The sequence below is a fragment of the Deltaproteobacteria bacterium genome (assembly GCA_016874775.1).
Classification (GTDB): domain Bacteria; phylum Desulfobacterota; class Binatia; order Bin18; family Bin18; genus VGTJ01.
This window is the reverse complement of the sequence record VGTJ01000107.1, coordinates 1-21,657: the sequence shown is the minus strand read 5'-3', so window position 1 is coordinate 21,657 and position 21,657 is coordinate 1. Positions and strand designations below refer to the sequence as shown.

The window sequence follows — 21,657 nt, the reverse complement described above, 5'->3', positions numbered from 1 at the left end:
TCAGGGAGAAGGTCAGGATGAGGGAGTCGAGAAGTCAAAAGCCCTGAGTTTTCATCCCCTCACCCTAGCCCTCTCCCTGAGGGAGAGGGAATTACTGCACTGCCAACAGCTTAAGTTGTGACTGGTGGGCGTTGACCTCACCCCTAGCCCCTCTCCATGACTGGAGAGGGGAAGAAAGGAGGGGGCGTGCGCTGTGCGCACGCTGGTTTTACCATGACATAAGAGTGACTTGACCTAGCCGATCTTCGCGCTTTGCCCACCATCGACCGGCAAGATCACTCCAGTGATGAACTTTGCTTCATCTGAATTGAGGAACAATGCCGCATGGGCAATATCCCAGCCAGTGCCCATCTTGGCGCCGAGCGGTACGATCGCATCGCGTTCTTTCCGCAGTTGCTCTCGTGAAATGCCGCGAGCTTTCGAGATGCCCTCAATCGCCATCGGTGTATCCATGAGGCCCGGCATGATGCAGTTGACGCGAATCCCATACTTGGCATTCGACAGCGCCAGTTGATTGGTAATCGCGTTCACTCCAGCCTTCGAAGTCTTGTAGGCCAAAATGCCGACATTACACACCGCCGCGATTGACGAGATATTGAGGATCGCGCTACTCCCCTGTCCGCGCATAACCGGAATGACGTGTTTACACGGCATGATAACGCTTTTCATGTTGACACCGAGAATCCGATCCCAGGCCTCTTCAGTCACTTGATTCAGCCCACCGTCGTTATCACCAATGCCAACATTATTATGCAAAATATCGATACGACCAAACCGCTGCACACATGCTTCCGCCATCTTCTTACAGTCGTTGCTATTGATCGCATCAGCTTGAAAGGGGATCGCTTCGCCGCCTTCTTTAGCAATCATCGCGCAAGTGTCTTCCGCAGAATCGAGACGCCGGTCGACAACGAAAATTTTCGCTCCTTCGCGAGCATACAGGATTGCACTCGCACGTCCGTTCCCGATGGTCTCACCAGGAGTTTGGCCAGCACCGACAACGATAGCAACTTTGTTTTTGAGACGATCAGACATGGGGACCTCCTAAAAGCGCCACTATGGGGCTGGGGGCTAGGGGCTGGGGACTAGTTTTTTACAAGCCCCAAGTCTCTAGCCCCTAGTCCCAAAAGGGGAGGGGCGGGGGGCGGTTACGTTTACGCCTCACGTATTCTCAAACGACGTCGTCAACCCTGGATCGAGCTGCACTCCCAACGTGTTCAATGCCATCGACACGAGGTTGTACTGGCCAACAGCAAAGACAATGTCCATCAACTGCTGGGTATTATAGTGCTTGCTCAACCCCTGCCAGGTTGTGTCGCTAATGCACGCGTCTTTATGCAGTTCGTCGGTCGCTTTGAGCATCAGCACATCGCGTTCGCTCCAGCCTTTGGCAGTCGGACCGACCTTGATGCGGTGCACTTCATCGTCAGTAAGACCAGCTTGTTTACCAATCCGTACATGCTGTGCCCATTCGTATTCGGCTTCACATAGCCAGCCGATGCGCAAGATCACAAGCTCACGCTCACGTGCAGGCACAGTCGATTTGAATAACACATGGTTACCAAACACCAGCCAGCGCTTGAGCAAGTCGGGATGATGCGCCAGAGTCTTAAAGATATTGGGCACTTCGCCTTGTCCGACTTTAATCTCACGCAGTGTTTCCTTGACTTTATCGCCCCACTGCGATTCATCGATTGGGGCGACACGAGGTTTGCTGAGTTTCATGACCGTTCCTCCTTTCGTTGGTCGATGGTGTATCGTGTTATGTGTGAAGGAAGCAAGGGGTGCATCCTCTCGGTAATGGCTCAGTTTGATACGCAGATGCGTCTCCGTAAGGGCGGCCCCAAGTCTGCGTAGGTCGGGATAAGGCCATAAGCCGTTCCCTGCTTCGTCTGTCGGAAACGCTGCGCTTATTCCGGCCTACTTGCATGCCGTGCCTCTACAACTGCAAAAGCGACTCAGCTATTTTATTGCTATGAGCAAACTGAAAGATCTGGCTGGCCATCTGATCGACGAATGGACAACGCATTCCAGCTCCTTTGCCCGCACTGGCTTCTGGGGCGCTTTTGGCGGTGCAGGAGGGATTCCTTTGGCGCGCAGTACAGGGCGCTTGTTGATCGCCCAGCGTTCCCCCAGAGTCCTGCAGCCAGGAACGTGGGGCACGATTGGTGGCGCGATTGATCCTGGGGAAGGACCGGAAGATGCTGTGTTACGCGAGATCCGCGAAGAGCTCGGCTTTCATACCGCAACGATTGACGACCTGCACCTGTGCTACGTCTTTCGCGACCAGCGCACCTCGTTCACCTATCACAACTACATTGTTCTCGTAGACGACGAATTTCAGCCAACCTCAAATTGGGAAGTGTCAGCTCACGCCTGGATCGAATTCGGCCAATGGCCATCGCCGTTGCACTTCGGCATGGAAGCATGGCTGCGAGATGTCGAGGGTGAGTTCGTGTTACGTGAACTTACCAGCAAGCGTGGACAGCGGTCGTAAAGGATGTAACTGTACTAAGGACGATTTGATCAGTGAGTAGGAAAAATCCGAAAGCGTTTGCGTCCATCAATCCGGTAGATTTCAAAGTCAGAAAAATCAACCGTCAAAATTGTTTGCAACGACTCCCGTTGTGCAAGCCGCACCAGAGTCGCATCAGCAAAGTCCATGGGCCGATCATGATACTTTTGCATCAGGGCATGCAGGACTGGCATATCGGCATCATCGATAGCAGCAACCGTCACCGCTCCAGAACGGAGAAATGCCCATGCTGCTTCTACCTCGTGGGGATTATCTCCAACTAGATGAAAGAGTTCAGCAAGAACGGATGCCGATGTAACAAACGGAAGAGCAAACTCCGCAACTGCATCAACGCACGCACGATGCCAACGATCACCTCGATCCACGAGCGCAAGAATAGCTCCAGTGTCGATTAAACCTTTAAGACGCACGGCGATTGACCAATCTCGTTCGCACGAGAGAGCGCACCTGTTCTGAACGCTTAGGATTATGCCCTTGAATCGCGCCGAAAGTCGCCGCTGCAGCCGCGTGCAATCGCTCTTGTTCGGTTTCTAGCTGATTTCGTTCCTGGCGATGGACAGATAACCAATCGGCAACGATCCGCTCAAGCAAGGTGGAGATTGGAGCACCTTCCTGACGAGAGACCTCTTCTAGGGCATGCTTCAATGTCGGAGAAAGACGCCAACTATATACTTCTGATTTCATGCACGACACTGTAGTTCACGGTGCTCTTTTCTGTCAATAATCGTAATATATGAAGTAACTTCACGCTCAACCATTGCACTTTTCCGCGTGGAATGGTGGAATACCGCCCACATAATGGAGGGTAGAGATGATGACGAAACGACGTGTAGCCTTGAGGCTGAAGTTCACGCTACGAACAACAGCGTTACTCCTGCCGCTTGCGCTCGCTGCATTGGCAATAGCGGACGACAAGGACCTGGCTCAACGTGGCGGTGCTGCCGCTGGTCCAGCTTCGTGGGTTGATAATCTGATGCCCATTACCCAAGCCGATTGGAGTTACAATCGTGCGGCCCATCTCTTGGAACGTGCAGGCTTTGGCGGCACGCCTGAGGAAATCGACCGTTTGGCAGCAATGCCTCCTGAGGCTGCGGTGAATTGGGTGGTGCAGTATCAGAGCTTCGACAATGCCCAGCTCCCGCCTTTTGATGAGTCGGGAATTTTCGATGCAACGATCGAGCCTTTTCCGAAGAGTCGTGAGGATGTCGTCCGCATCGCGCGCGAAAAAGGCGAAGCGATGGGCATCAAGGTCAAACCAGGCGGAGACCGACCGCTGCAGCCGATCATCAATCGCTTCTTCTATTGGCTGCGTGCGGATGTGATGGAAATGCACCGCGGTGGGCAATGGTGGGCCAACCGTATGTTGCGCACCAAGCGCCCGCTCGAAGAGAAGCTTGCCCTCTTTTGGCACGGTCATTTCGCAACCTCTGATGTTAAAGTGCGCGATTATCGCAAGCTGATGCAACAGCTCGCACTGTTTCACAAACATGGTAATGGCAATTTTCGCGATCTGTTGATTGGTGTCGCCAAAGACCCAGCAATGCTGGTCTATCTCGACGCCGGAGAAAACCTCAAGGGGAAGCCCAACGAAAACTTTGGGCGTGAGATTCTCGAACTCTTCACTATGGGTGTGGGGAATTACACTGAGCATGACATTCGCGAAGCCGCACGGGCGTTCACTGGTTGGACCAACGACAGCCTCAAGTTTGTTGTGAAACCAGAGCTGCATGATGATGGCGAAAAAACCGTGCTGGGCAAGACCGGAAAATTCGATGGTGTCGAGGTCATCGATATCATTCTCTCACGCGAGGTGACCGCGCGATTCATTGCTAGCAAGCTCTACCGCCATTTTGTTCGTGATGACATTTCTCCTGAACAGTCTGCCAAACTCGGCAAGATTTTGTATGACAATAAGTATGAAATGAAGCCACTATTGACGGCAATCTTTTTGTCACGTGATTTTTATAGCCAGCCCTCGTATGGCACTCAGATTAAGAGCCCGGTGCATCTCGCCATTTCGACCTATCGTAAGTTAGGGTTGACGGAAGTCCCTGGCATCCCAGATTTCAACACCATCACCGAAAACCTCGGACAAGAATTGTTTCATCCGCCCAATGTCGCTGGTTGGGAAGGTGGGCGCAGTTGGGTCACGCCTGCGTTGTTGCTGGCGCGCGGGAACTTTGCGCGTGAGGTGCTCTTTCCTGATGTCGTAAACTTCAAAGCTCCTGATCAATATATGCCTGAGCAGAACCGCCTGGTGGCCGTCAAAGTGGCGCAGGGTATCGAGATTACCGAGGCGACCAAAGAAGAGGCGGTCGACTATTCGGGCGGCAGCATGTCGATGTTCAACCAGATGGCCGGTGCTGATGAAGATTACAACACTCGTTATGGCAGCACCCACGGCTGGGAAGAAGCCTTTCGTCGGGTTAAGCCAATTCCTCGGCGAGCCGCACAGGTCAATTTCACACAAATGGTGACCAAGGCGAAGCTGGAAACTCCTTCTGCGGTTGTTGATTATTTTACGGCGCGCCTGTTACGTGCACCGCTCGCGGCAGATGATCGGCAAGCATTGATCGACTTTTTCACCAAAGAGTTAGGTACTGAGAAGATTCAATCAGCAATGACCTATCTCGAAGAACCTGTACGTTTGCTCGTCCATGCCATCATGAGTACGCCTGAGTATCAGCTTGGGTAACAGGCTATATGCAACGGTTAGGTTGTTACGTCATTGCTTCGCTACGCTCGCTATGACGTTCTTCTCTCGCTTTGAGAACAACTGTTGAGAATAAGGATCAAATATGTCGGTTAAATCATGCTCTTCTTGTTCAATCACTCGCCGTGATGCGTTACGACTTGGTCTCTACGGCCTTGGCATCTCGGCAGGCTTGCCAGCCTTCTTTCAAACTGCAGCCTCAGCCTTAGCGGCTACGGAGGACGGCACCAAAGCCCGCGAAGCCGAGCGCGTTCTCGTGGTTGTTGAACTCTCCGGTGGCAACGATGGGGTAAACACCGTCGTGCCGTATGGTAATGATGCCTATTACAAGCATCGCCCAACCATCGGCATTCCCGTTAACAAGGTACGAAAGATTGACGACCATTTCGGTTTTCATCCGTCGATGGCCGGGTTCGAGAAACTCTACAAAGACGGCAAGCTCGCAGTCGTGCATGGCTGTGGGTATGAAAAACCGACGCTTTCCCACTTCTTGTCGATGGGCTTCTGGCATACTGGAGCACCCAATGCTGGGGAGAAGCTGGGGTGGTTGGGTCGTCTTGCTGATGGCATGGACGCCAAAGGGCAACGCAACTTCATCGCCAATATCGCGACCACCCAGTCACTCGCAGTGCGTAGCCGCAATCATTCTCCCTTAGTGTTTGACGATCCGGCGACTTTCGTTCGTAGCGGCATCTATCAACAAAAGCCACTTTTCGATCGCTTCGGTCGTACTCGCACCACCGGCAACTCGTCACTCGATTTTCTCACTGGCATTGCCGAAAATGCAACTGAGAGTGCGTCCTTCGTACGTCAAGCCTGGGCAGACTACAAAACCCCGGTGGACTACGGCGCTAATGCGGCTGGGTTAGGGCTCGACTTACGTAAGGTTTCCGCCTTGATCAACGCCAAGATGCCGACTCGACTGTATTACGTTCCATACGCAGGCAATGTGTTCGATACCCACGTACATCAGCCTGATACTCACAACCGGTTATTAACTTATACGGCTGATGCTCTGCGAGCATTTGTTGATGACCTGAAGCGCATTGGTCGCGACTCAGATGTAGCGGTGATGGTTTTCACGGAATTTGGTCGGCGCGTGCCAGAGAACACCAGCAAAGGCACTGACCACGGTACGGCAACACCGATGTTCGTACTCGGTGGACCAGTCAAAGGTGGTCTCTATGGCAAGCCCGTCAGTCTTACTGAACTTGACGATGGCAACTTGCTGTACACCACCGATTTCCGGCGTGTGTACGCCACAGTGATGCAGCAATGGCTTGGGTACAACGATACTGCGTCGTTATTGCGAGGTGAGTTCGAGATGTTTCCGATGTTTGTGTAGTGATAATTGTAAGGGCGAACGGCCGTTCGCCCTTACAGCCTACAACAATGCCGGTACCGGCCCTTCACCAAGATACAATCGTCCTGTTTGCTCATACACATTACGGTTCACCATGATGTGTTGTGTCACCACATGCACATCGCGAAAGCAGCGTTGCAACGGACTGCTGGTGTGGATAGAAGACCCACCAGCCGCCTCGTACATCAGGTCTACCGCTTTGACTGATTGAAATGTCGCATTAGCTGCCGCCAAACGTAGATCACGCCGACTCTCGACCGTCAACTGCTCGCCAGCAGCCGCGATATCCCAAGCCGCATCAATGGCATCAAAAACAAAGGCACGAGCTGAGCGTAACGCCGCTTCGGCCTCGGCAACTTGAGTTTGGACCATTGCGCGTTGCGCTAATGGTCGTTGGGTCCAGGTTGGCACCTTCTTGGTTGCCAGAGTCGTTAACTCATCGATGGCTCGTCGTGCTATCCCTAGCGCAACCCCGCAAACCCCAACCGCAAGCAGACCGAAATAGGGAAAACGATACAACGGTGTCTTAATCACTGGTGGTGTTCCCCCAAGGAGGATGGAACGTCCGTCAGGAACAAAGGCATCTTTCACTTGGAAGTCATGACTACCAGTGCCACGTAGGCCGCTGGTATTCCAGGTGTCGAGAATTTCGACTTGATCTGCAGCGAAGACCATTAAATGGATTTCCGGTTCACCAGTCTTAGCCTTACGTGGTTTATCGCCTTCCATGATGAGCGTACTTCCCCAAATCCATTGGCAATTCTGCGTGCCACTGCCCCATTGCCAACGGCCAGTCACTTTGTGTCCACCGGCAACTGGAACTGCCTTACCTGTCGGCGGGGTAGAACCACCAGTGATAATGTTGGTATTGGTTCCGTACAGTTCGTGCGCCCAACGGTCGGGAAGAAACGCCGCAAGGGTCGCGGTCGTACCACCAATCATCACACACCAGCCGGCTGAGCCATCGGCGTGTGACACTTCTTCAATAACGCGAACAATGTCGGCGGGATGAAGTTCGTCACCATTGAAAGCCTTTGGCAAAGCGATACGAAACAACCCTGCCTCAGCGAATTTCTGCGCCAGGTCTGCTGGCAAACGTCTGCCTGTTTCAATCTCTTCAGCTCTGGCTTTAATCTCGGGGGCGAGACTTCGAGCCGTGATGACTTGAGGAACGGGATTTGCGTCTTTTGCCGAGTGGGAAACAAATTGTGTTGCGTTCATACTATACTCCTGGAGTGGGGGAACTGTGCTCTCAGGTCCCCGAAGGTATCCGCGAGTTGTGTTCGCCAACGATACGCCATTGTCCCCCGCTCTTCACCCACGTCAGAAGAAAACGGGCAAATTCGGTCCGCACCGGTCCATCTTTCGGTTTGATGGTGAATGAATAATGTCCCCACGAAACACCAGTGTTCTCGATCACACGAAACTGTGGGTTAATAATCTTCCAGGCGATGCTGTCACAACTAGCAAGCAGCGCGCGCATGGCTTGCAGCACGCCGTCTTTTCCATCAACCGCAAACGGTGACGCTGGTGAGAAAAAGACGATACCGTCGTGATTAAACTTCGCCCAGGTATCGAGGTCACCAGCATTAAACGTTGCTACTGCCTGTTCAAAGGTTGCTTTCAGATCATCGAGGTCTGCCATATTTCATTCCTCTTATTCCTTATCGCGAAACCAAGTAGATCGCGGCTATGGCGCAGAGAATGCCGAGAAGGCGCGAGGTCGTCAGCGCCTCACCAAAAATGACGACACCCGCGATGCTGGAACTCACAATAAATAAGCCAAAAATCGGCACGACAACCGAGATTGGTCCACGACTCAGTGCCAGGTAATACGCAGTGACAGACAACCCGAGCAGGACACCCGCCACAAGCAACATCCCCAATGTTCGCGTTGGCATCTCGATGGCAAGAGGTAACCCACGGCCCCAACTCACCACGAGAGAGGTGATGACAAGAATGGTGTTGGTGATCACGACTGCAAGTTGAGGTGGAGCGCCTTGTTGAGTTGCGAGTTTAATCAGTGGCGCGACCAAGCTGTAACACACCAAGGCGAAAAGCGATAACGTCACATAGTTCACGAGTGATTTCCCCTCCATGTCTGTGGCAAAAGATTCTGGGAGAACTAAGCACAGGGTAGTGAAAAAGCCAATTGAGGATAGCGAATATTCAGATGAAAGGACCATGCAGGATAGCTCGTAGACGTCATTCCCGCGAAGGCGGGAATCCAGGAGGCTCAATCATTGGCCTGTGGTTATTTTGCCTGGATACCAGCTTTCACTGGTATGATGATGTGCCATGCCGCAAATAATGAGGCTTTTTCACACCCTCGGCAGGCTTCAGTAATTCTGGTACAACACACCGGCGTGCATGGTTCGCGCAACAACTTCGTTTCTCAAGGGAGGGGCTTTCAATGCCAACACTGAATCGGGATGGTGTCAACATTTACTATGAGGTGCATGGCTTAGGTCCTGCAGTGCTGCTTACGCACGGGTTCAGTGCCACGGCAGAGATGTGGAATGCCAACATGTCCGTCTTGTCGGCGTGCCACAAGTGGATTCTGTGGGATATGCGTGGTCACGGACGGAGTGATTATCCGACCGACCAAAGCCACTATTCAGAAGCACTGGTCGTTGGCGATATGGCAGCGTTGCTCGACACCTGTGGAGAAAAACAGGCAGTGATTGCTGGACACTCACTCGGTGGTTATATGTCGCTCGCGTTCCACCTCGCATATCCTGAACGCACTAAGGCACTAGTCCTGCTCGATACCGGACCAGGCTACAAAAAAGATGAAGCCCGTGCTGGTTGGAACAAACGCGCCGAAGCGATGGCGAAGAATTTTGAAACCAAAGGTCTCGACGCGTTAGGACGTAGTGCTGAAGTGATGGCATGCACCCACCGATCTGCCCAAGGACTTGCCCTGGCCGCTCGCGGCATGTTGGCTCAGTACGATGCCCGAATCATTAACTCATTAGAGACGATCAAGGTTCCGACACTGATCGGAGTTGGAGCAAAAGACGAGATGTACTTTGCTGGGGCAGACTACATGACCAGTAAGATCCCTGGCGCGACCAAAGTGATCATTCCCGATGCTGGTCATGCGCCAAATATCGATAACCCTGAAGTGTTTAACAAGGTGGTGTTGGAGTTTTTGGATAAGGCAAAGTAAAAACGGCAGAATTGACTTTCCTCACGATTCTGGCAGGAGATCTACGATGACCAGGGAAAGCTCGTTGAGATTCATGAAAAATATCCACTGGACAAAGGCCACAAGAAAGTTCAGATCTTAATTAAATGGACGCAAAATTTTCCCCCGAGCAGAGCTCAGTTGCTTCTGTCTTACGCCCCAGGAGAGGATGGTTTGAGTCTCAGCTTGATACTCGCATATTCATTGCCCTGAACTCACCATTCAGGCGTCTATACTTTGCTAATGACCCAAAGCACTCGTGAGATTTTTTAGAAATCCCTCAATCTCCGTGCATATGGGCGAGCCCTTGTACTCGTCTCGCCAGTTGGTAGAGTCCTATTGGATCACAGCGCCCCTTCCGACCGACGTGCGCTGTGAGGATGGGGATGGCTAAGCGTTGCGCTTCACTGAAGACTCTTTCGTCCGTAATAGCGGCAATAGGGAGGGACCACTCTTGCGCCGTCTCTTCAATGCTACGGGTATTCGCTTGCATTGACTCAACAACTCGCGAGATTGGCAGCTTTGGGCGGCCAACAAAGAAGGCTTGGCGCATCCAGTGGTCAGGCTGCTGCATGAGGTAGCGATATACAGGGGCTGCAGCCTCAGTTGTCCCTGCCGTTGATGCTGGAATATCAAGAGGAGCAATGTCAGTCATGTTGTTGTTTTCTTTTATGGACGAAAGTTTTACAAGCTGGTAAGCGGCGTAACATTGCTCTATTTAGACTCTATTCAACAACCTGTAGGTTAATAGGAAGAGTAGCGGCTCTTCTAACGTGCGACCCGTGCAACGCGCATTTTCTCATCGACTAGTTTCCCGCGCTCGATAATCACTTCGTTATCGAGGATCACCGTGCAGTCACGCATCGGCACATCATAGTGCCCCAGTGTATTGCGTGTCCCGCCTCCCTGGGTGTTGGGTCCAGTGGAAAAGAGAAAATTACCAGGGAAGGTTCGTGCTGCGGCGCGGCTCCGTTCAGGTGCATCACCAGAGAGCGCGATTCCGTACCACAACGCCTGCGGATTCAATCCCCAGCCAAGATGTGAGACCGCGTATGGATCACGATCGTCAGGGTGGCGTTTGTTATCGGCTAACCAGTCAGCCATGAGTTTGGCGTCAAGACCACCGTCAATGTGAGTGATGAAGCCATCTTGAATGGTCAGTCGTACTTGGTCGTGGATATAGCGACAGTAGGGGAGGATGACGATATCACCCGGCTGTAGCACCACTGTGCCATTGGCTGATCCTTCATTGGGAAAGGTATGCACATGACCCGCGCCCCAGTGATCGAAATGCCCTGGCTCGTCGGCAAATCCATACTGACTCATGACTGGATACTCTCCACATTGATAGCGCAGGTCAGTACCTGCCCCGCTGACCACTCGTGCTTCTCGGGTTCGTGCTAACCGTTGGTGAGCATGCAATACGGTTTCCTTGAGGCCCGGAGGTGACATCAGTCGCTCTAACTCATCTGGTCCGTCGATAATCATCAATACGCGTGAACCACCAGTGAGCACTTCTTTCAGCCAGGCTGTAAACAGGGGTACGTGGAAGCAGATGATCAGATCGGCAGCTTTGACGGCGTTGAGCGTCCCCTTACATTTGTCAATAGTCGGCACGCCCACCTTGGTCCATGACGGGATTGAGTTGACACACATCTCGTACACATCGGCCCCAAGTTCGTCAGCGGCAGCGAACGAGGCTTCTACATACTCCCGTCGCGTCGAGAGGTCAGTCAGCAAGACCAGCGTCTCTCCTGCTTTTACTCGGCTCAACTCGAATTCTTTACGATATAGCATGCCCAATTTGGCAGGATTCACTTCCTGTGTGCGGACTCCGGCGTGCATGGCCATACAGTACTCTCCTGACAGAGCTTCTCTACACCCCATCACTGAGGGGTCTTGTGAGCTCACGTTACATCTGCCACAAGTCGCTCAGAGGTAGCATCTGCTTAGCATAGAGCACGTCTTCTCCCAACCCGTCTTCAGAAGACAGTACAATACAAATAGAAAAAGGAGGCCCCCAATGGAAGCATTACGTGAAAATCCAGCTTTCGGTATTTATGCCCTTTGTGCAGCGATACTGGGAGTGAAGATGCTAGCCTCGGCGTTTTACACCGGATCAAGGCGGCAAAAGACAAATGGCTATATCAACCCTGAGGATGCGCAACGGTTCGGTGGTGAGGGAGTCGTCGCAAAACCAGAGGAAGCTCCGGAGGTCGCTCGTGCACTACGCATTCAGCGCAATGATCTCGAAAACATCCCCCTCTTCTTAGCCATCGGATTGATTTATGTCCTGAGTGGCGCCTCAGCGACAGGGGTGATGATTCTGTGCGGCTTGTTCACCGTCGCTCGCGTCGTTCATACCTTTGTGTACGCCAAAGGGATTCAGCCTGCCCGCGCGATCTGTTTTGGTATCGGTGCTCTGTGTACGCTGGTGATGATCTTTCGCATCATTGTCAACGTGATGTGATCGCGGTCCATTGCAGAATAACTACGGAGAGTTTTGACAAATGCAAACCCCAGCCTCGTGTTGACGAATAGTTTAGGTCCTGGACTCGTGGAAAACCTGGCGACGTATGCGCGCATGGCGGAGGAACGTGGCTTTCGTGCGGTCTTTGTTTCCGAGGCTGGGTCTGATGCACTGGCGGTGGCTCAGCATCTGGCGAGTGTCACTTCTCGTATTCAGGTCGGAACCTGTATCACCAATGTCTATCTGCGTCCGCCATTGTTGGCTGCGTTGCATGCCATGACGATCGATCGCTTTGCGCCAGGGAGGTTGTTGCTTGGTCTGGGAACCAGCTCTGAAGCGTTAAACAAGCTGTATGGTCAAGAGATGGCAAAGCCAGCTGCAACCATACGCCAGTATGTCCAGGCAGTACAAAGCGCTCTCCGTGGCGAGCACGAAACGCTTTCACAGATGAAAAAGATGGGCATGGTCGTACCGCACGCTGCGCACCAGATTCCTGTTTATGTCGGTACGGCTTCGCAACAATGTCTGGAAGTGACAGGCGAACTCGCCGACGGCTGTTTTACTTCGCAATGTGCACCGCATGGGTTACAGGAAGTGAGAGAACATCTGAGCCGTGGCGCACAGCGGGCAGGAAGAACAGCGCGAGATATTCCGCTCGCGCCATTGTTGCATTGTTGTGTCGAGACAGACCGTGGCGTTGCGCTACGTGCCGTTCGACGTGTGCTCGCTGCTTATGGACAACGTCCGCTCTACAATCGTTTTCTTGCACGTCAGGGTTTTGTCAAAGAAGCAGAGGGGATCGCGGCGGCTGCAAAGAGGGGCGACATGGCTGCCGCCGCTGCTGCGGTTTCTGACGACATGGTAGAGCAAGTTGCAGCAATGGGCACTCCACAACAATGCCTGAAGAAAGTTGAAGCATTCGAAAAGGCCGGAGCATCGTACATGGTGCTCTTTCCGATGACAGTTGATGGAGATTACGACCGTAACGTGCGAGCGACATTGGACGCTTTTGCGAGGTAAGCTCAACGGAACAAACCGAGGGTTGTAGGAGGGTTGTAGAAAGAGCACCACCAGAGCAACGAACTATGTCATGAAAGGAGCGAAGGTTTGAAACCAAAAGTGAGGTGTGGGCAGCTAAACACCCGTGTGGTCGGCGCTGTGAATATCCTGCGCGCGGGCACGAATTGCGCTTTTGCTCCGCGGCTCCGGCGAGTGTCATTCTGAGCGGAGCACCGCGGAGTGAAGAATCTCTCAGCGGGAGCGGGGGAAAGATTCTTCGCTTTGCTCAGTATGACAAAACCGCACTTTCTACCCGCGCAGAGTATATATCGCTCAACGTACCTCTATCGGACATTGCCACGAAACTCCGTCCTTTCCAACACCATAAAACGAGGTCAGACCTTGCGAAGTTTCGCCTGCGCTACCCCCTCGCTGCCCTTTTTCAGCAAGGTACTTGTGCAAGGCCCGGCTATAATTGCCTCATCTGCGATCGCCGCACTCTCAGAAGCTGTTGAGACTTTCCTCAGAGGCCAGTGCAAAAAACGATACCGTGCTTCGACAGGCTCAGCATGTACGGGTTCATCTCGTCCCTTTTTCAGTTCCGTTTCCACTCAGCCTGAGTCCTGAGCCTGTCGAAGGGTCGAAGGGATTTTCAACAGCCTCTCAGTAGAGGTCGGTCGTCCTCCTGTATTCATGCGTGCCGGTGACACGCTGCCGACAAACGAACCTCAGACATGGTCAAAACGATCCAGGTTCATCACCTTGGTCCAGGCCGCGACAAAGTCATCGACAAACTTCTCCTGGGCGTCCGCACATCCATAGACTTCAGCCAGAGCGCGGAGCTGAGAGTTTGAACCGAAGACAAGATCGACGCGCGTTGCGGTCCAGTTGACTTCGCCTGACTTACGATCTCGCCCTTCAAACACTTCAGCGTCCTGTGCGACCGGCCTCCATTCTGTGCCCATGTCGAGCAGGTGGACAAAGAAGTCGTTGGTCAGCATCTCCGGTCGCTTGGTAAAGACACCGTGTTGGGTCTGGCCGACGTTGGTATTCAGCACCCGCAGGCCACCGATGAGGGCTGTCATCTCCGGCGTCGTGAGCGTCAGTAATTGCGCGCGATCGACCAGCAATTCCTCGGCTGAGACAGAGAACTTGCTCTTGAGGTAGTTGCGGAACCCATCCGCGACCGGTTCGAGCACAGCAAAGGAAGCGATATCGGTTTGCTCCTGCGTGGCGTCCATACGTCCCGGCGTGAAGGGAACCGTCACTGGGTAACCAGCATTCTTGGCCGCTTGCTCGATACCTGCACAACCGGCCAAGACGATCAGGTCCGCCAGCGAGACCTGCTTGCCGTGGGAATGCGCACTGTTGAACGCACTTTGGATACCCTCCAGAGTCTTGAGGACCTTGGCCAGTTGAGCAGGCTGGTTGACTTCCCAATCCTTCTGCGGGGCCAGGCGAATGCGGGAGCCGTTGGCGCCGCCGCGCTTGTCGGAACCACGGAACGTCGACGCTGACGCCCAAGCGGTAAAAACCAGTTGTGAGATAGACAGACCAGAAGCCAAGATCTGGCTCTTCAGCGAAGTGACGTCCTGGGTATCAATCAATTTGTGATTGACCGCGGGAATGGGGTCTTGCCAGATAAGCTGTTCTGCAGGAACCTCGGGGCCAAGGTAGCGCGCACGCGGTCCCATGTCTCGGTGCGTTAGCTTAAACCACGCCCGGGCGAACGCATCGGCGAACTGATCAGGATTCTCCATGAAACGCCGTGAGATCTTCTCGTACGCCGGATCGAACCGCAGCGAGAGGTCCGTGGTCAGCATGAACGGGGCATGACGCTTGGATGGATCGTGGGCGTCCGGGACCGTACCGGTGCCTGCTCCGCCCTTCGGTCTCCACTGATGCGCGCCAGCCGGGCTCTTCGTCAGTTCCCAGTCGTAGCCGAACAAGTTCCAGAAGAAGTTGTTGCTCCATTTCGTCGGCGTGGTGGTCCAGGTCCCTTCCAAACCGCTGGTGATTGTGTCGCCACCTTTACCGCTGCCAAAGCTACTCTTCCAACCGAAACCCTGCTCCTCGATATTAGCTGCTTCGGGTTCGCACCCGACGTGAGACTCAGGGCCAGCCCCGTGCGCCTTGCCAAAGGTGTGGCCGCCAGCAATCAGAGCGACTGTTTCTTCGTCATTCATCGCCATACGCGCGAAGGTCTCGCGAATGTCTCTGGCCGCAGCGACCGGATCTGGATTGCCGTTGGGACCTTGCGGGTTGACGTAAATCAGCCCCATTTGCACGGCCGCGAGCGGGTTTTCGAGGTCGCGGTCGCCGGAGTAGCGTGTATCATCTAACCACTTGTTCTCAGAGCCCCAGTAGATATCCTTTTCCGGTTCCCAGATGTCCTCTCGCCCACCAGCGAAACCGAAGGTCTTGAACCCCATCGATTCCAGAGCGACGTTACCCGCGAGAATCATCAGATCAGCCCAGGAAATTTTTCGACCGTATTTCTGCTTGATCGGCCACAGCAGGCGGCGTGCCTTATCGAGGTTGCCATTGTCGGGCCAGCTATTGAGTGGCGCAAAGCGCTGACTGCCGTTGCCTGCGCCGCCGCGCCCGTCGCCGGTGCGGTAAGTACCGGCGCTGTGCCATGCCATGCGGATGAATAACGGTCCGTAATGGCCGAAGTCTGCTGGCCACCAGTCCTGCGACGTGGTCATCAGGTCACGGAGGTCCTTCTTGACGCCCTCCAAGTCGAGACTCTTAAACGCTTCGGCGTAGTTGAAATCTTCACCCATCGGATTGGACTGGGAGGAATGCTGGTGCAGAATGTCGAGCTTCAGTTGGTTCGGCCACCAGTCGCGGTTTGCTGTACCGCCTGCGGCAGTGTGGTGGAATGGGCATTTGTTCGTATCAGACATGATATTGTCTCCTTTCGAAATTCTGTATGCCCTTCACTGTGCGACGCAGAGCGTACAGTGTCCAATACAAGTTTTGCATGACTGTGATAGGCTGCGGCTATTATGAATTTGAGTCCGCATCCATTCACGCTACGACAACTGCAGTACATCGTAGCGGTTGCTGATCTGTTGAGCTTTCATCAAGCCGCCGAGGAGTGTCATGTCTCGCAGCCGTCGCTCAGTGCCCAGATTGCGGAGATCGAGCGGGTGCTCGGCGTTCAGCTTTTCGAACGTGATCGGCGCCGTGTGGCGTTGACCGCTGCAGGGAAAGAATATGTTGCGCAGGCGCGAGTCATACTGCGCGAGAGCGATGCGTTGGTTGAAACCGCGCGACGGTACAGCGATCCATTCTCTGGTACGTTGCGTATCGGCGTGATTCCCACGATCTCGCCATATCTGTTGCCACAGTTGACGAAAACACTACGTGCCGCGTACGGACGCTTGTCGTTGGTCTGGACAGAGGACAAGACGCACATGCTAGTGCGCGCGCTCAACGCTGGCGCGATCGACGCTGCGCTGCTGGCGTTGGAAGCGGACATTGGTGACGTCGAGCGCGAAGTGATTGCCAAAGACCCCTTCGTCTTAGTCGCGCGCGTCGGTGATCCACTCGCCGCGAAGAGTACGCCGACCACGGCGGCAGAACTGCGTGGCGCCACCGTGCTGGTGCTCGAAGACGAGCACTGCTTTGGCAAACAAGCGCTAGAATTTTGCCTCGGCGCCAAAGCGCGAGATCACGAGTTCAGGGGAACGAGCCTGGCGACGATTCTCAGCATGGTGGTTGGCGGTGTAGGAGTGACATTGCTGCCAGAGTTGTCAGTGCCCCACGAAGTAAAAACGAAAAAGTTGCGAGTGCGCCAGTTTACCGAACCACCACCAGCACGCACCATCGGCCTCATCTGGCGCAAACAGTCAGCGTTGGCACCGGCGTTGCGTACGCTTGCAGCCACCATGTGCCATGCCTATCCAAAAGATTCAACTTCGTCGACCGCCGTGAAGACTCGTCCTCCTCGTGCCGGACAGGCGCTCACGACGCCGATTACGAAAGTGCAGTAAGAATACGCGAAAAAACGTGCTCTTCTGTTTGTGAAACCAAAATCCATTCCCAGCATTTAATCGTATACATAGAACAAGGAGGGAATGATCATGACGACTACCCATAGAATGATGCTCGGTGATCTCATCCAGGCAGTCAGCGCAGTTTCCGCCAACGATACTGAAGCCTGAGCAACGCTCTCGCATCTCGTGAACAGTGGCAGAGTCCACCTGGGAAAAAGTGCAGCCCGCGCCCGCATTGATGCTCTCCCGCGCACGCGCAAAGTGACCGGCCTGGTCCTCCACAAATAAGCGCCACATCGTGCCGAGGACTACGCAGCTCAGTATCGGCGCATATGTGGCGCTCTGCGTGTTCTTTCTGCTCATTACATTTCAGGTTCCTGCAAAAGAACCGTCAGCAGAGCGCAACAGAACACAACTGACGGTCGCAAATGTTGTCATTACCGTCGACACTGCTCCTGGCAAGCTCGCATTATCGCGTGAGCAGGTGTTGCCGTGGATTGCAGAGGCCGCGCGTGCTGTCACTCAGTATTACGGACGCTTTCCTGTCTCCCAACTTCATATTCTCGTTACTCCCATAGCTGGAAGAGGCGCCCCTTCGGGCACGACTTTTGGCCACCCGCATCCGCGCATCAAAGTGACCTTGGGCGATACAGCTGATGAAGTATTCCTCAAACGCGATTGGATAATGGTGCACGAAATGGTGCATCTCGCTTTCCCGCGTGTTCCGCAACAACATCATTGGATCGAGGAAGGCCTGGCAACCTACATCGAACCGTGGGTTCGCCTGGGTATCGGTCAACTCACTGCCGAAACAGTATGGAAAGATTTGCTTGAAGGGCTCCCGAAAGGGCTACCCGCAGCAGGCGACAAAGGGCTGGATTACACGCCCACCTGGGGCCGCACCTATTGGGGTGGCGCACTCTTTTGTTTGCTCGCTGATATTGAGATTCACCAACGAACCCAGAATCAGCTCAGTCTGCGTGATGCCTTACGTGCCATTGTCGACGCTGGTGGCTCTATGCAAGAGGCGTGGCCTCTCACCAAAGCACTGGAAATTGGTGATCAGGCCATCGGCGTTCCTGTCCTCATGGAGCTGTATGCACGTATGAAAGATGCGCCAACTCCTGTTGATCTGAACGATCTCTGGCAACGGCTCGGCGTCGAACTACGTGACGGCACGATTGTGTTTCATGATGACGCCTCGCTTGCTGCCGTTCGGGACGCCATCACTCGTAGTGCAGGAACGCACACGAAAAAATAGCCAGGGTTCAGCAGTGCATGAAACGTACAGGCAAGCTGCTGTGTTTTTCTACGTCGCTAAATGTCACGCACTCTTCAACGTGCATTCAGGATGGGCCTGTGATCGCCTCGCAAAGAACCGACCGTTTCAAGAATTTGCTTCCGCAGTTCCGCTTCGAGCACTGACCGGGGAGTCAGTCGTACCATCCACTCGCGCAGTTTTACTGTGATCGGATTTTGCCATCGTGTCAGCGCACCGAAACGCCAAGACCGATGAACAATCATACACATACTGTTCCATGTGCATCACTTTTCCAGTGGCGTGCCAATCAAGTATGTTGCCACCCCAGGCCCCACGCGGGTGGTGCCAATATCCCAGTCATACTCAGTATTGCCAAGGTGTGAGACAAGCGTGCGCATTTCATCAGGCGAATAGACACGAAGGCAGGATATAAACCCATCCCACAACAAGAACAGTGGGATCAAAGGAATCAGATAGGTAAACACCAAGCGTGAGAGGCGAAATGGTTTGAGAAATGGCGCAGCAAGAAACACCATGAGCGTGCCGACCACGACCCCGATAAACGCGAACACCGAACGGTTGACCATTTCAATGATGGCAATCCCCTGACGTTTTGCTACGGCATCGCGCAACACTTGCTGGGCTTGCATCGGAGACAAATGATGGAATCCATTAGCGATGAGACGAAAGCCGGTAAGTTCTGTGGGGACGTTGGTCGCATCTACCGGCGTCTCGACGCCTGTCAGCACTCCATCAGATTCTCTTTCTCGTTGTTGATAGGCAGGAAGATTGGGAAATAAATCGCTCAAACGAGCACGTGCCTCTAGCCCTTGTTCGCGTAGCAAGCGCACTACCAATCTTGCCGGACCGCCACTGCCAGAGCAAAGATCAAGCAGCTCGTTTTGTTGTACACGTTCCATTGCGGTTTTCAGCTTTCCCACAAACGCTTGATAGGCCGTACCCGACAAATTACCCATAAATGTCAGGTGATCCTGCATGTACGAGCGAATCAGGCGCGGGAACCACGGCTGATCTTCAAACTCAAAGAGTTGCATTCTTCCCATACAATCTCCCAAGTGCGATTACGCTGTCGTCTTCGTCAACCAGTATTGGCGCATGAGTTCATGTGACCATGCGGGCTGGTGGACTTCCTGACGTGGCAAGAATTCAGTCATCACTGGCTTGATATCGAGTACGGGCGTGCCGTTGATCGCATCCAGTTCGGACACAAAAAGTTTGGAGCCTTCGACGCGCACGATCCGGCAAATTGTGCTTCCCAAACGATTGGGACGATTCTTGCCGCGTTGGGCAAAGATCCCAACCGCAGGCCACTCTTTGTTATTACGGGGATGTCGTGCACCCGTCACGATCTTTTCTAACTCGACTTCATGAAAGAGGAAGATAATCTCTGCATGAGAAAAGTCGGCAAGCCCTTGCAGCGCCTCAGCCGTGAACTGATCGGTGAGAGAAATGCATGCTTACTCACCGCCCCAGAAGTCATCTTCGGCGTGAGGGCGGATTGCTTCAACGAAACCAATTGCTTGCACCTGTTCTACCATTGTTAGTTCTCCTCTATTCTTGTCTGTAGCGTGCGCTATGCGCACGGGAATCTACTGATGAAGCCTGCAACATTCATCACCGCCGTTGCCAGGAGTGTCTTGCGAAACCAAGGTGCTTTATTCACTGAGAGTATTCTTTCGGTTGATATCTCCACGTTGCGACTTAGTACGGTGTTCCATCTTTGTGAGCGAATCGCCATTTGCCATCGGGACCTAACACCGCCTGAATATCATCGACCGGATAGCTCGCCGCATCGCCAGCCGTGCGATCGCCGACCTCAAGATATACGACATCAGTATCGGAGCGATTCGCGAGATGATGTCCTTGACCAGTGCCGCCTTTGAAACCTGCGCACCTGCCAGGGCCGAGCAGTGTCTCGCCAGATTCGGTAATCAACGTCGGCTGCCCTTCAAGAATGTAGATGAATTCATCCTGGCGTGAATGCGCATGCAACAACGACGACACCGAACCTGGGGAGAGGCGCGTCAGATTCACGCCAAAATTCGTAAGCCCAAATAAATCGCCGAGCGGCTGCTTCACACGACCAGCCATACGCGAGGCAAACGGTTCTGGATAATTTGACGGTTTGGTACGTGACGGTGCTTCGGCTGCTGTGATTGCTGCGGGGTATTGAGTTTGGCCCATATCTCTCCTCCTGCCTTTCCGTTTTGCCGAATTTACAGGGAAGAGAACAGTCCGTTTATTCTTTAACGAGCAGGGGATGGCATCGGCATGAATCTTCACACCCACGCATACTGGGAGCGCATTGCGTTTTTCCCCCCTGTTTCGAGAACTTCACCGTGTGTGACGATAATACGATCGAAGTCCCACTCTTGGATACGATTGAGTGAAGACCGAAGAGCCGCACGGTCTTTGACCATCGTACGAAAGATGCGCGATGGTCCAAAGCGACCATACGCACCATTGAGACGCATGAAGACTCGCGTGAACCAGGAGTCAGACTGCTGAATATTGAAAGCAAGGTCAGTCAACATAAGGGTACGGCTCACGTGGTGGAAAAAGACTACTTCTTGGAGTTTTGGTATGCCACCGACGAGATGCTGGGCAAAATCATCGCTCCATAGTCTCGGCGACTCATCCCTCAGGGCTTCGTAGGGAAATGCACTCTTGAGTTTTGCCGGAAGAGCAGGAGACACGTACACCGTCGCGTGTGGAAACGCCTGGAGATGCTGCGAGAGATACAAGTGATGCATGGCATTGGGTGCAACAAGTGCGCGGACGGCTCCAAGTGCATGAATCTCGGTCGTGAGCTCTGGTTGCAGTGGACCTGGTGAATGTACCCACACGTCACCACCGGCAAGTCGCACCACAGTCGTGCGCGTACCAAGCTGTAATCCTCCAACCTTTAGCGGGTGGTCGATTACCCAGACCTCTTTTGCAACATTCCGTAAGTGCGCCATGATGCCTCCTCAGTTAACGAACGAAATATAGCAGGACTTACGCTTGAGGACCACAAGTATCATTTTAGGGATATGATTACCAAGAAGCAGTACGTCGAATATTTGGTGAGCACGCCGAAGAATTGCACCTGTACGTATCT

The 21,657-nt window shown here is 53.6% G+C and carries 22 protein-coding genes and 1 pseudogene; 8 read left to right on the top strand and 15 right to left on the bottom strand.

Going from position 1 to position 21,657, the window contains the following annotated elements:
• Positions 1-234 precede the first annotated feature (234 nt).
• Both FJ147_17760 and FJ147_17755 read right to left on the bottom strand, forming a co-directional pair.
• Positions 235-1,035 (bottom strand): SDR family oxidoreductase, encoded by an 801-nt coding sequence (locus tag FJ147_17760; protein ID MBM4257724.1) that lies wholly within the window; start codon positions 1,033-1,035, stop codon positions 235-237.
• A 126-nt stretch (positions 1,036-1,161) separates the two neighbouring features.
• Complete coding sequence (locus tag FJ147_17755; GenBank protein ID MBM4257723.1) at positions 1,162-1,725, bottom strand: carboxymuconolactone decarboxylase family protein; 564 nt, start codon at positions 1,723-1,725, stop codon at positions 1,162-1,164.
• Positions 1,726-1,975: 250 nt separating this feature from the next.
• Between FJ147_17755 and FJ147_17750 the strand changes: the two genes are divergently transcribed.
• The gene (locus FJ147_17750) at positions 1,976-2,497 is read left to right on the top strand and encodes an NUDIX hydrolase (GenBank protein ID MBM4257722.1); all 522 of its coding nucleotides are present in this window, start codon (positions 1,976-1,978) and stop codon (positions 2,495-2,497) included.
• Between the two features lie 29 nt (positions 2,498-2,526).
• Here the strand turns inward: FJ147_17750 and FJ147_17745 are convergent, their stop codons facing one another.
• Together FJ147_17745 and FJ147_17740 are read right to left on the bottom strand one after the other, a co-directional pair.
• Positions 2,527-3,039, bottom strand: a complete 513-nt coding sequence (locus FJ147_17745) for a PIN domain-containing protein (protein MBM4257721.1) — start codon at positions 3,037-3,039, stop codon at positions 2,527-2,529.
• The gene (locus tag FJ147_17740; GenBank protein MBM4257720.1) at positions 2,936-3,220 is read right to left on the bottom strand and encodes a hypothetical protein; all 285 of its coding nucleotides are present in this window, start codon (positions 3,218-3,220) and stop codon (positions 2,936-2,938) included. The genes FJ147_17745 and FJ147_17740 overlap by 104 nt, the downstream gene beginning before the upstream one ends.
• A gap of 289 nt (positions 3,221-3,509) precedes the next feature.
• Here FJ147_17740 and FJ147_17735 point away from each other — a divergent pair, with 289 nt between their 5' ends.
• Both FJ147_17735 and FJ147_17730 read left to right on the top strand, forming a co-directional pair.
• A complete protein-coding gene (locus FJ147_17735) occupies positions 3,510-5,231 on the top strand; it encodes a DUF1800 domain-containing protein (protein ID MBM4257719.1) in 1,722 nt (573 codons plus the stop codon).
• A 103-nt stretch (positions 5,232-5,334) separates the two neighbouring features.
• Complete coding sequence (locus tag FJ147_17730; GenBank protein ID MBM4257718.1) at positions 5,335-6,594, top strand: DUF1501 domain-containing protein; 1,260 nt, start codon at positions 5,335-5,337, stop codon at positions 6,592-6,594.
• Positions 6,595-6,633: 39 nt separating this feature from the next.
• Here FJ147_17730 and FJ147_17725 read toward each other — a convergent pair whose 3' ends face one another.
• Genes FJ147_17725 through FJ147_17715 form a run of 3 tightly spaced genes read right to left on the bottom strand, consistent with a single transcriptional unit; the run spans position 6,634 to position 8,798 of the window.
• Positions 6,634-7,833 (bottom strand): hypothetical protein, encoded by a 1,200-nt coding sequence (locus FJ147_17725; protein ID MBM4257717.1) that lies wholly within the window; start codon positions 7,831-7,833, stop codon positions 6,634-6,636.
• A 31-nt stretch (positions 7,834-7,864) separates the two neighbouring features.
• The gene (locus FJ147_17720) at positions 7,865-8,257 is read right to left on the bottom strand and encodes a nuclear transport factor 2 family protein (protein ID MBM4257716.1); all 393 of its coding nucleotides are present in this window, start codon (positions 8,255-8,257) and stop codon (positions 7,865-7,867) included.
• Positions 8,258-8,276: 19 nt separating this feature from the next.
• Positions 8,277-8,798 carry a multidrug transporter gene (locus tag FJ147_17715; GenBank protein MBM4257715.1) on the bottom strand — a complete coding sequence of 174 codons (522 nt, stop codon included), beginning with the start codon at positions 8,796-8,798 and terminating at the stop codon, positions 8,277-8,279.
• A gap of 227 nt (positions 8,799-9,025) precedes the next feature.
• Here FJ147_17715 and FJ147_17710 point away from each other — a divergent pair, with 227 nt between their 5' ends.
• Positions 9,026-9,784, top strand: a complete 759-nt coding sequence (locus FJ147_17710) for an alpha/beta hydrolase (protein ID MBM4257714.1) — start codon at positions 9,026-9,028, stop codon at positions 9,782-9,784.
• A 298-nt stretch (positions 9,785-10,082) separates the two neighbouring features.
• On the opposite strand, the gene FJ147_17705 is transcribed toward FJ147_17710, so the two are convergent.
• A complete protein-coding gene (locus tag FJ147_17705) occupies positions 10,083-10,457 on the bottom strand; it encodes a hypothetical protein (GenBank protein MBM4257713.1) in 375 nt (124 codons plus the stop codon).
• Positions 10,458-10,570: 113 nt separating this feature from the next.
• Positions 10,571-11,653, bottom strand: coding sequence for a hypothetical protein (locus FJ147_17700; GenBank protein MBM4257712.1), 1,083 nt, complete (start codon positions 11,651-11,653; stop codon positions 10,571-10,573).
• A gap of 172 nt (positions 11,654-11,825) precedes the next feature.
• On the opposite strand from FJ147_17700, the gene FJ147_17695 reads away from it, so the two are divergent.
• Positions 11,826-12,272, top strand: a complete 447-nt coding sequence (locus FJ147_17695; GenBank protein ID MBM4257711.1) for an MAPEG family protein — start codon at positions 11,826-11,828, stop codon at positions 12,270-12,272.
• A 33-nt stretch (positions 12,273-12,305) separates the two neighbouring features.
• Positions 12,306-13,292, top strand: coding sequence for an LLM class flavin-dependent oxidoreductase (locus FJ147_17690; protein MBM4257710.1), 987 nt, complete (start codon positions 12,306-12,308; stop codon positions 13,290-13,292).
• A gap of 707 nt (positions 13,293-13,999) precedes the next feature.
• Here FJ147_17690 and katG read toward each other — a convergent pair.
• Positions 14,000-16,180 (bottom strand): catalase/peroxidase HPI, encoded by a 2,181-nt coding sequence (katG, locus tag FJ147_17685; protein MBM4257709.1) that lies wholly within the window; start codon positions 16,178-16,180, stop codon positions 14,000-14,002.
• 102 nt (positions 16,181-16,282) lie between these two features.
• Here katG and FJ147_17680 point away from each other — a divergent pair, with 102 nt between their 5' ends.
• Both FJ147_17680 and FJ147_17675 read left to right on the top strand, forming a co-directional pair.
• Positions 16,283-17,272 carry a LysR family transcriptional regulator gene (locus FJ147_17680; protein ID MBM4257708.1) on the top strand — a complete coding sequence of 330 codons (990 nt, stop codon included), beginning with the start codon at positions 16,283-16,285 and terminating at the stop codon, positions 17,270-17,272.
• A 301-nt stretch (positions 17,273-17,573) separates the two neighbouring features.
• On the top strand, positions 17,574-18,536 hold the full coding sequence (locus FJ147_17675; GenBank protein MBM4257707.1) for a hypothetical protein: 963 nt from the start codon (positions 17,574-17,576) through the stop codon (positions 18,534-18,536).
• 74 nt (positions 18,537-18,610) lie between these two features.
• Here FJ147_17675 and FJ147_17670 read toward each other — a convergent pair whose 3' ends face one another.
• The 5 genes and pseudogenes from FJ147_17670 to FJ147_17650 form a co-directional block, all read right to left on the bottom strand.
• Complete coding sequence (locus FJ147_17670; protein MBM4257706.1) at positions 18,611-18,799, bottom strand: hypothetical protein; 189 nt, start codon at positions 18,797-18,799, stop codon at positions 18,611-18,613.
• Positions 18,800-18,820: 21 nt separating this feature from the next.
• Complete coding sequence (locus FJ147_17665) at positions 18,821-19,600, bottom strand: hypothetical protein (protein MBM4257705.1); 780 nt, start codon at positions 19,598-19,600, stop codon at positions 18,821-18,823.
• Between the two features lie 18 nt (positions 19,601-19,618).
• Positions 19,619-20,095, bottom strand: a pseudogene (locus FJ147_17660) (SAM-dependent methyltransferase).
• 163 nt (positions 20,096-20,258) lie between these two features.
• On the bottom strand, positions 20,259-20,741 hold the full coding sequence (locus FJ147_17655) for a cupin domain-containing protein (protein ID MBM4257704.1): 483 nt from the start codon (positions 20,739-20,741) through the stop codon (positions 20,259-20,261).
• Positions 20,742-20,836: 95 nt separating this feature from the next.
• Entirely contained in the window at positions 20,837-21,517 is a 681-nt protein-coding gene (locus FJ147_17650; protein MBM4257703.1) for a DUF4336 domain-containing protein, read from the bottom strand.
• Positions 21,518-21,657: the final 140 nt, after the last annotated feature.

What these genes read in the sequence shown, in the direction of transcription:
- FJ147_17670 (MBM4257706.1), bottom strand. Translation starts at nt 18,799, where the DNA reads ATGATTGTTCATCGGTCTTGGCGTTTCGGTGCGCTGACACGATGGCAA.
- FJ147_17650 (MBM4257703.1), bottom strand. Translation starts at nt 21,517, where the DNA reads ATGGCGCACTTACGGAATGTTGCAAAAGAGGTCTGGGTAATCGACCAC.
- FJ147_17735 (MBM4257719.1), top strand. Translation starts at nt 3,510, where the DNA reads ATGCCCATTACCCAAGCCGATTGGAGTTACAATCGTGCGGCCCATCTC.
- FJ147_17700 (MBM4257712.1), bottom strand. Translation starts at nt 11,653, where the DNA reads ATGGCCATGCACGCCGGAGTCCGCACACAGGAAGTGAATCCTGCCAAA.
- FJ147_17755 (MBM4257723.1), bottom strand. Translation starts at nt 1,725, where the DNA reads ATGAAACTCAGCAAACCTCGTGTCGCCCCAATCGATGAATCGCAGTGG.
- FJ147_17760 (MBM4257724.1), bottom strand. Translation starts at nt 1,035, where the DNA reads ATGTCTGATCGTCTCAAAAACAAAGTTGCTATCGTTGTCGGTGCTGGC.
- FJ147_17710 (MBM4257714.1), top strand. Translation starts at nt 9,026, where the DNA reads ATGCCAACACTGAATCGGGATGGTGTCAACATTTACTATGAGGTGCAT.
- FJ147_17740 (MBM4257720.1), bottom strand. Translation starts at nt 3,220, where the DNA reads ATGAAATCAGAAGTATATAGTTGGCGTCTTTCTCCGACATTGAAGCAT.
- FJ147_17655 (MBM4257704.1), bottom strand. Translation starts at nt 20,741, where the DNA reads ATGGGCCAAACTCAATACCCCGCAGCAATCACAGCAGCCGAAGCACCG.
- FJ147_17665 (MBM4257705.1), bottom strand. Translation starts at nt 19,600, where the DNA reads ATGGGAAGAATGCAACTCTTTGAGTTTGAAGATCAGCCGTGGTTCCCG.
- FJ147_17720 (MBM4257716.1), bottom strand. Translation starts at nt 8,257, where the DNA reads ATGGCAGACCTCGATGATCTGAAAGCAACCTTTGAACAGGCAGTAGCA.
- katG (MBM4257709.1), bottom strand. Translation starts at nt 16,180, where the DNA reads ATGTCTGATACGAACAAATGCCCATTCCACCACACTGCCGCAGGCGGT.
- FJ147_17680 (MBM4257708.1), top strand. Translation starts at nt 16,283, where the DNA reads ATGAATTTGAGTCCGCATCCATTCACGCTACGACAACTGCAGTACATC.
- FJ147_17715 (MBM4257715.1), bottom strand. Translation starts at nt 8,798, where the DNA reads ATGGTCCTTTCATCTGAATATTCGCTATCCTCAATTGGCTTTTTCACT.
- FJ147_17695 (MBM4257711.1), top strand. Translation starts at nt 11,826, where the DNA reads ATGGAAGCATTACGTGAAAATCCAGCTTTCGGTATTTATGCCCTTTGT.
- FJ147_17750 (MBM4257722.1), top strand. Translation starts at nt 1,976, where the DNA reads ATGAGCAAACTGAAAGATCTGGCTGGCCATCTGATCGACGAATGGACA.
- FJ147_17705 (MBM4257713.1), bottom strand. Translation starts at nt 10,457, where the DNA reads ATGACTGACATTGCTCCTCTTGATATTCCAGCATCAACGGCAGGGACA.
- FJ147_17730 (MBM4257718.1), top strand. Translation starts at nt 5,335, where the DNA reads ATGTCGGTTAAATCATGCTCTTCTTGTTCAATCACTCGCCGTGATGCG.
- FJ147_17725 (MBM4257717.1), bottom strand. Translation starts at nt 7,833, where the DNA reads ATGAACGCAACACAATTTGTTTCCCACTCGGCAAAAGACGCAAATCCC.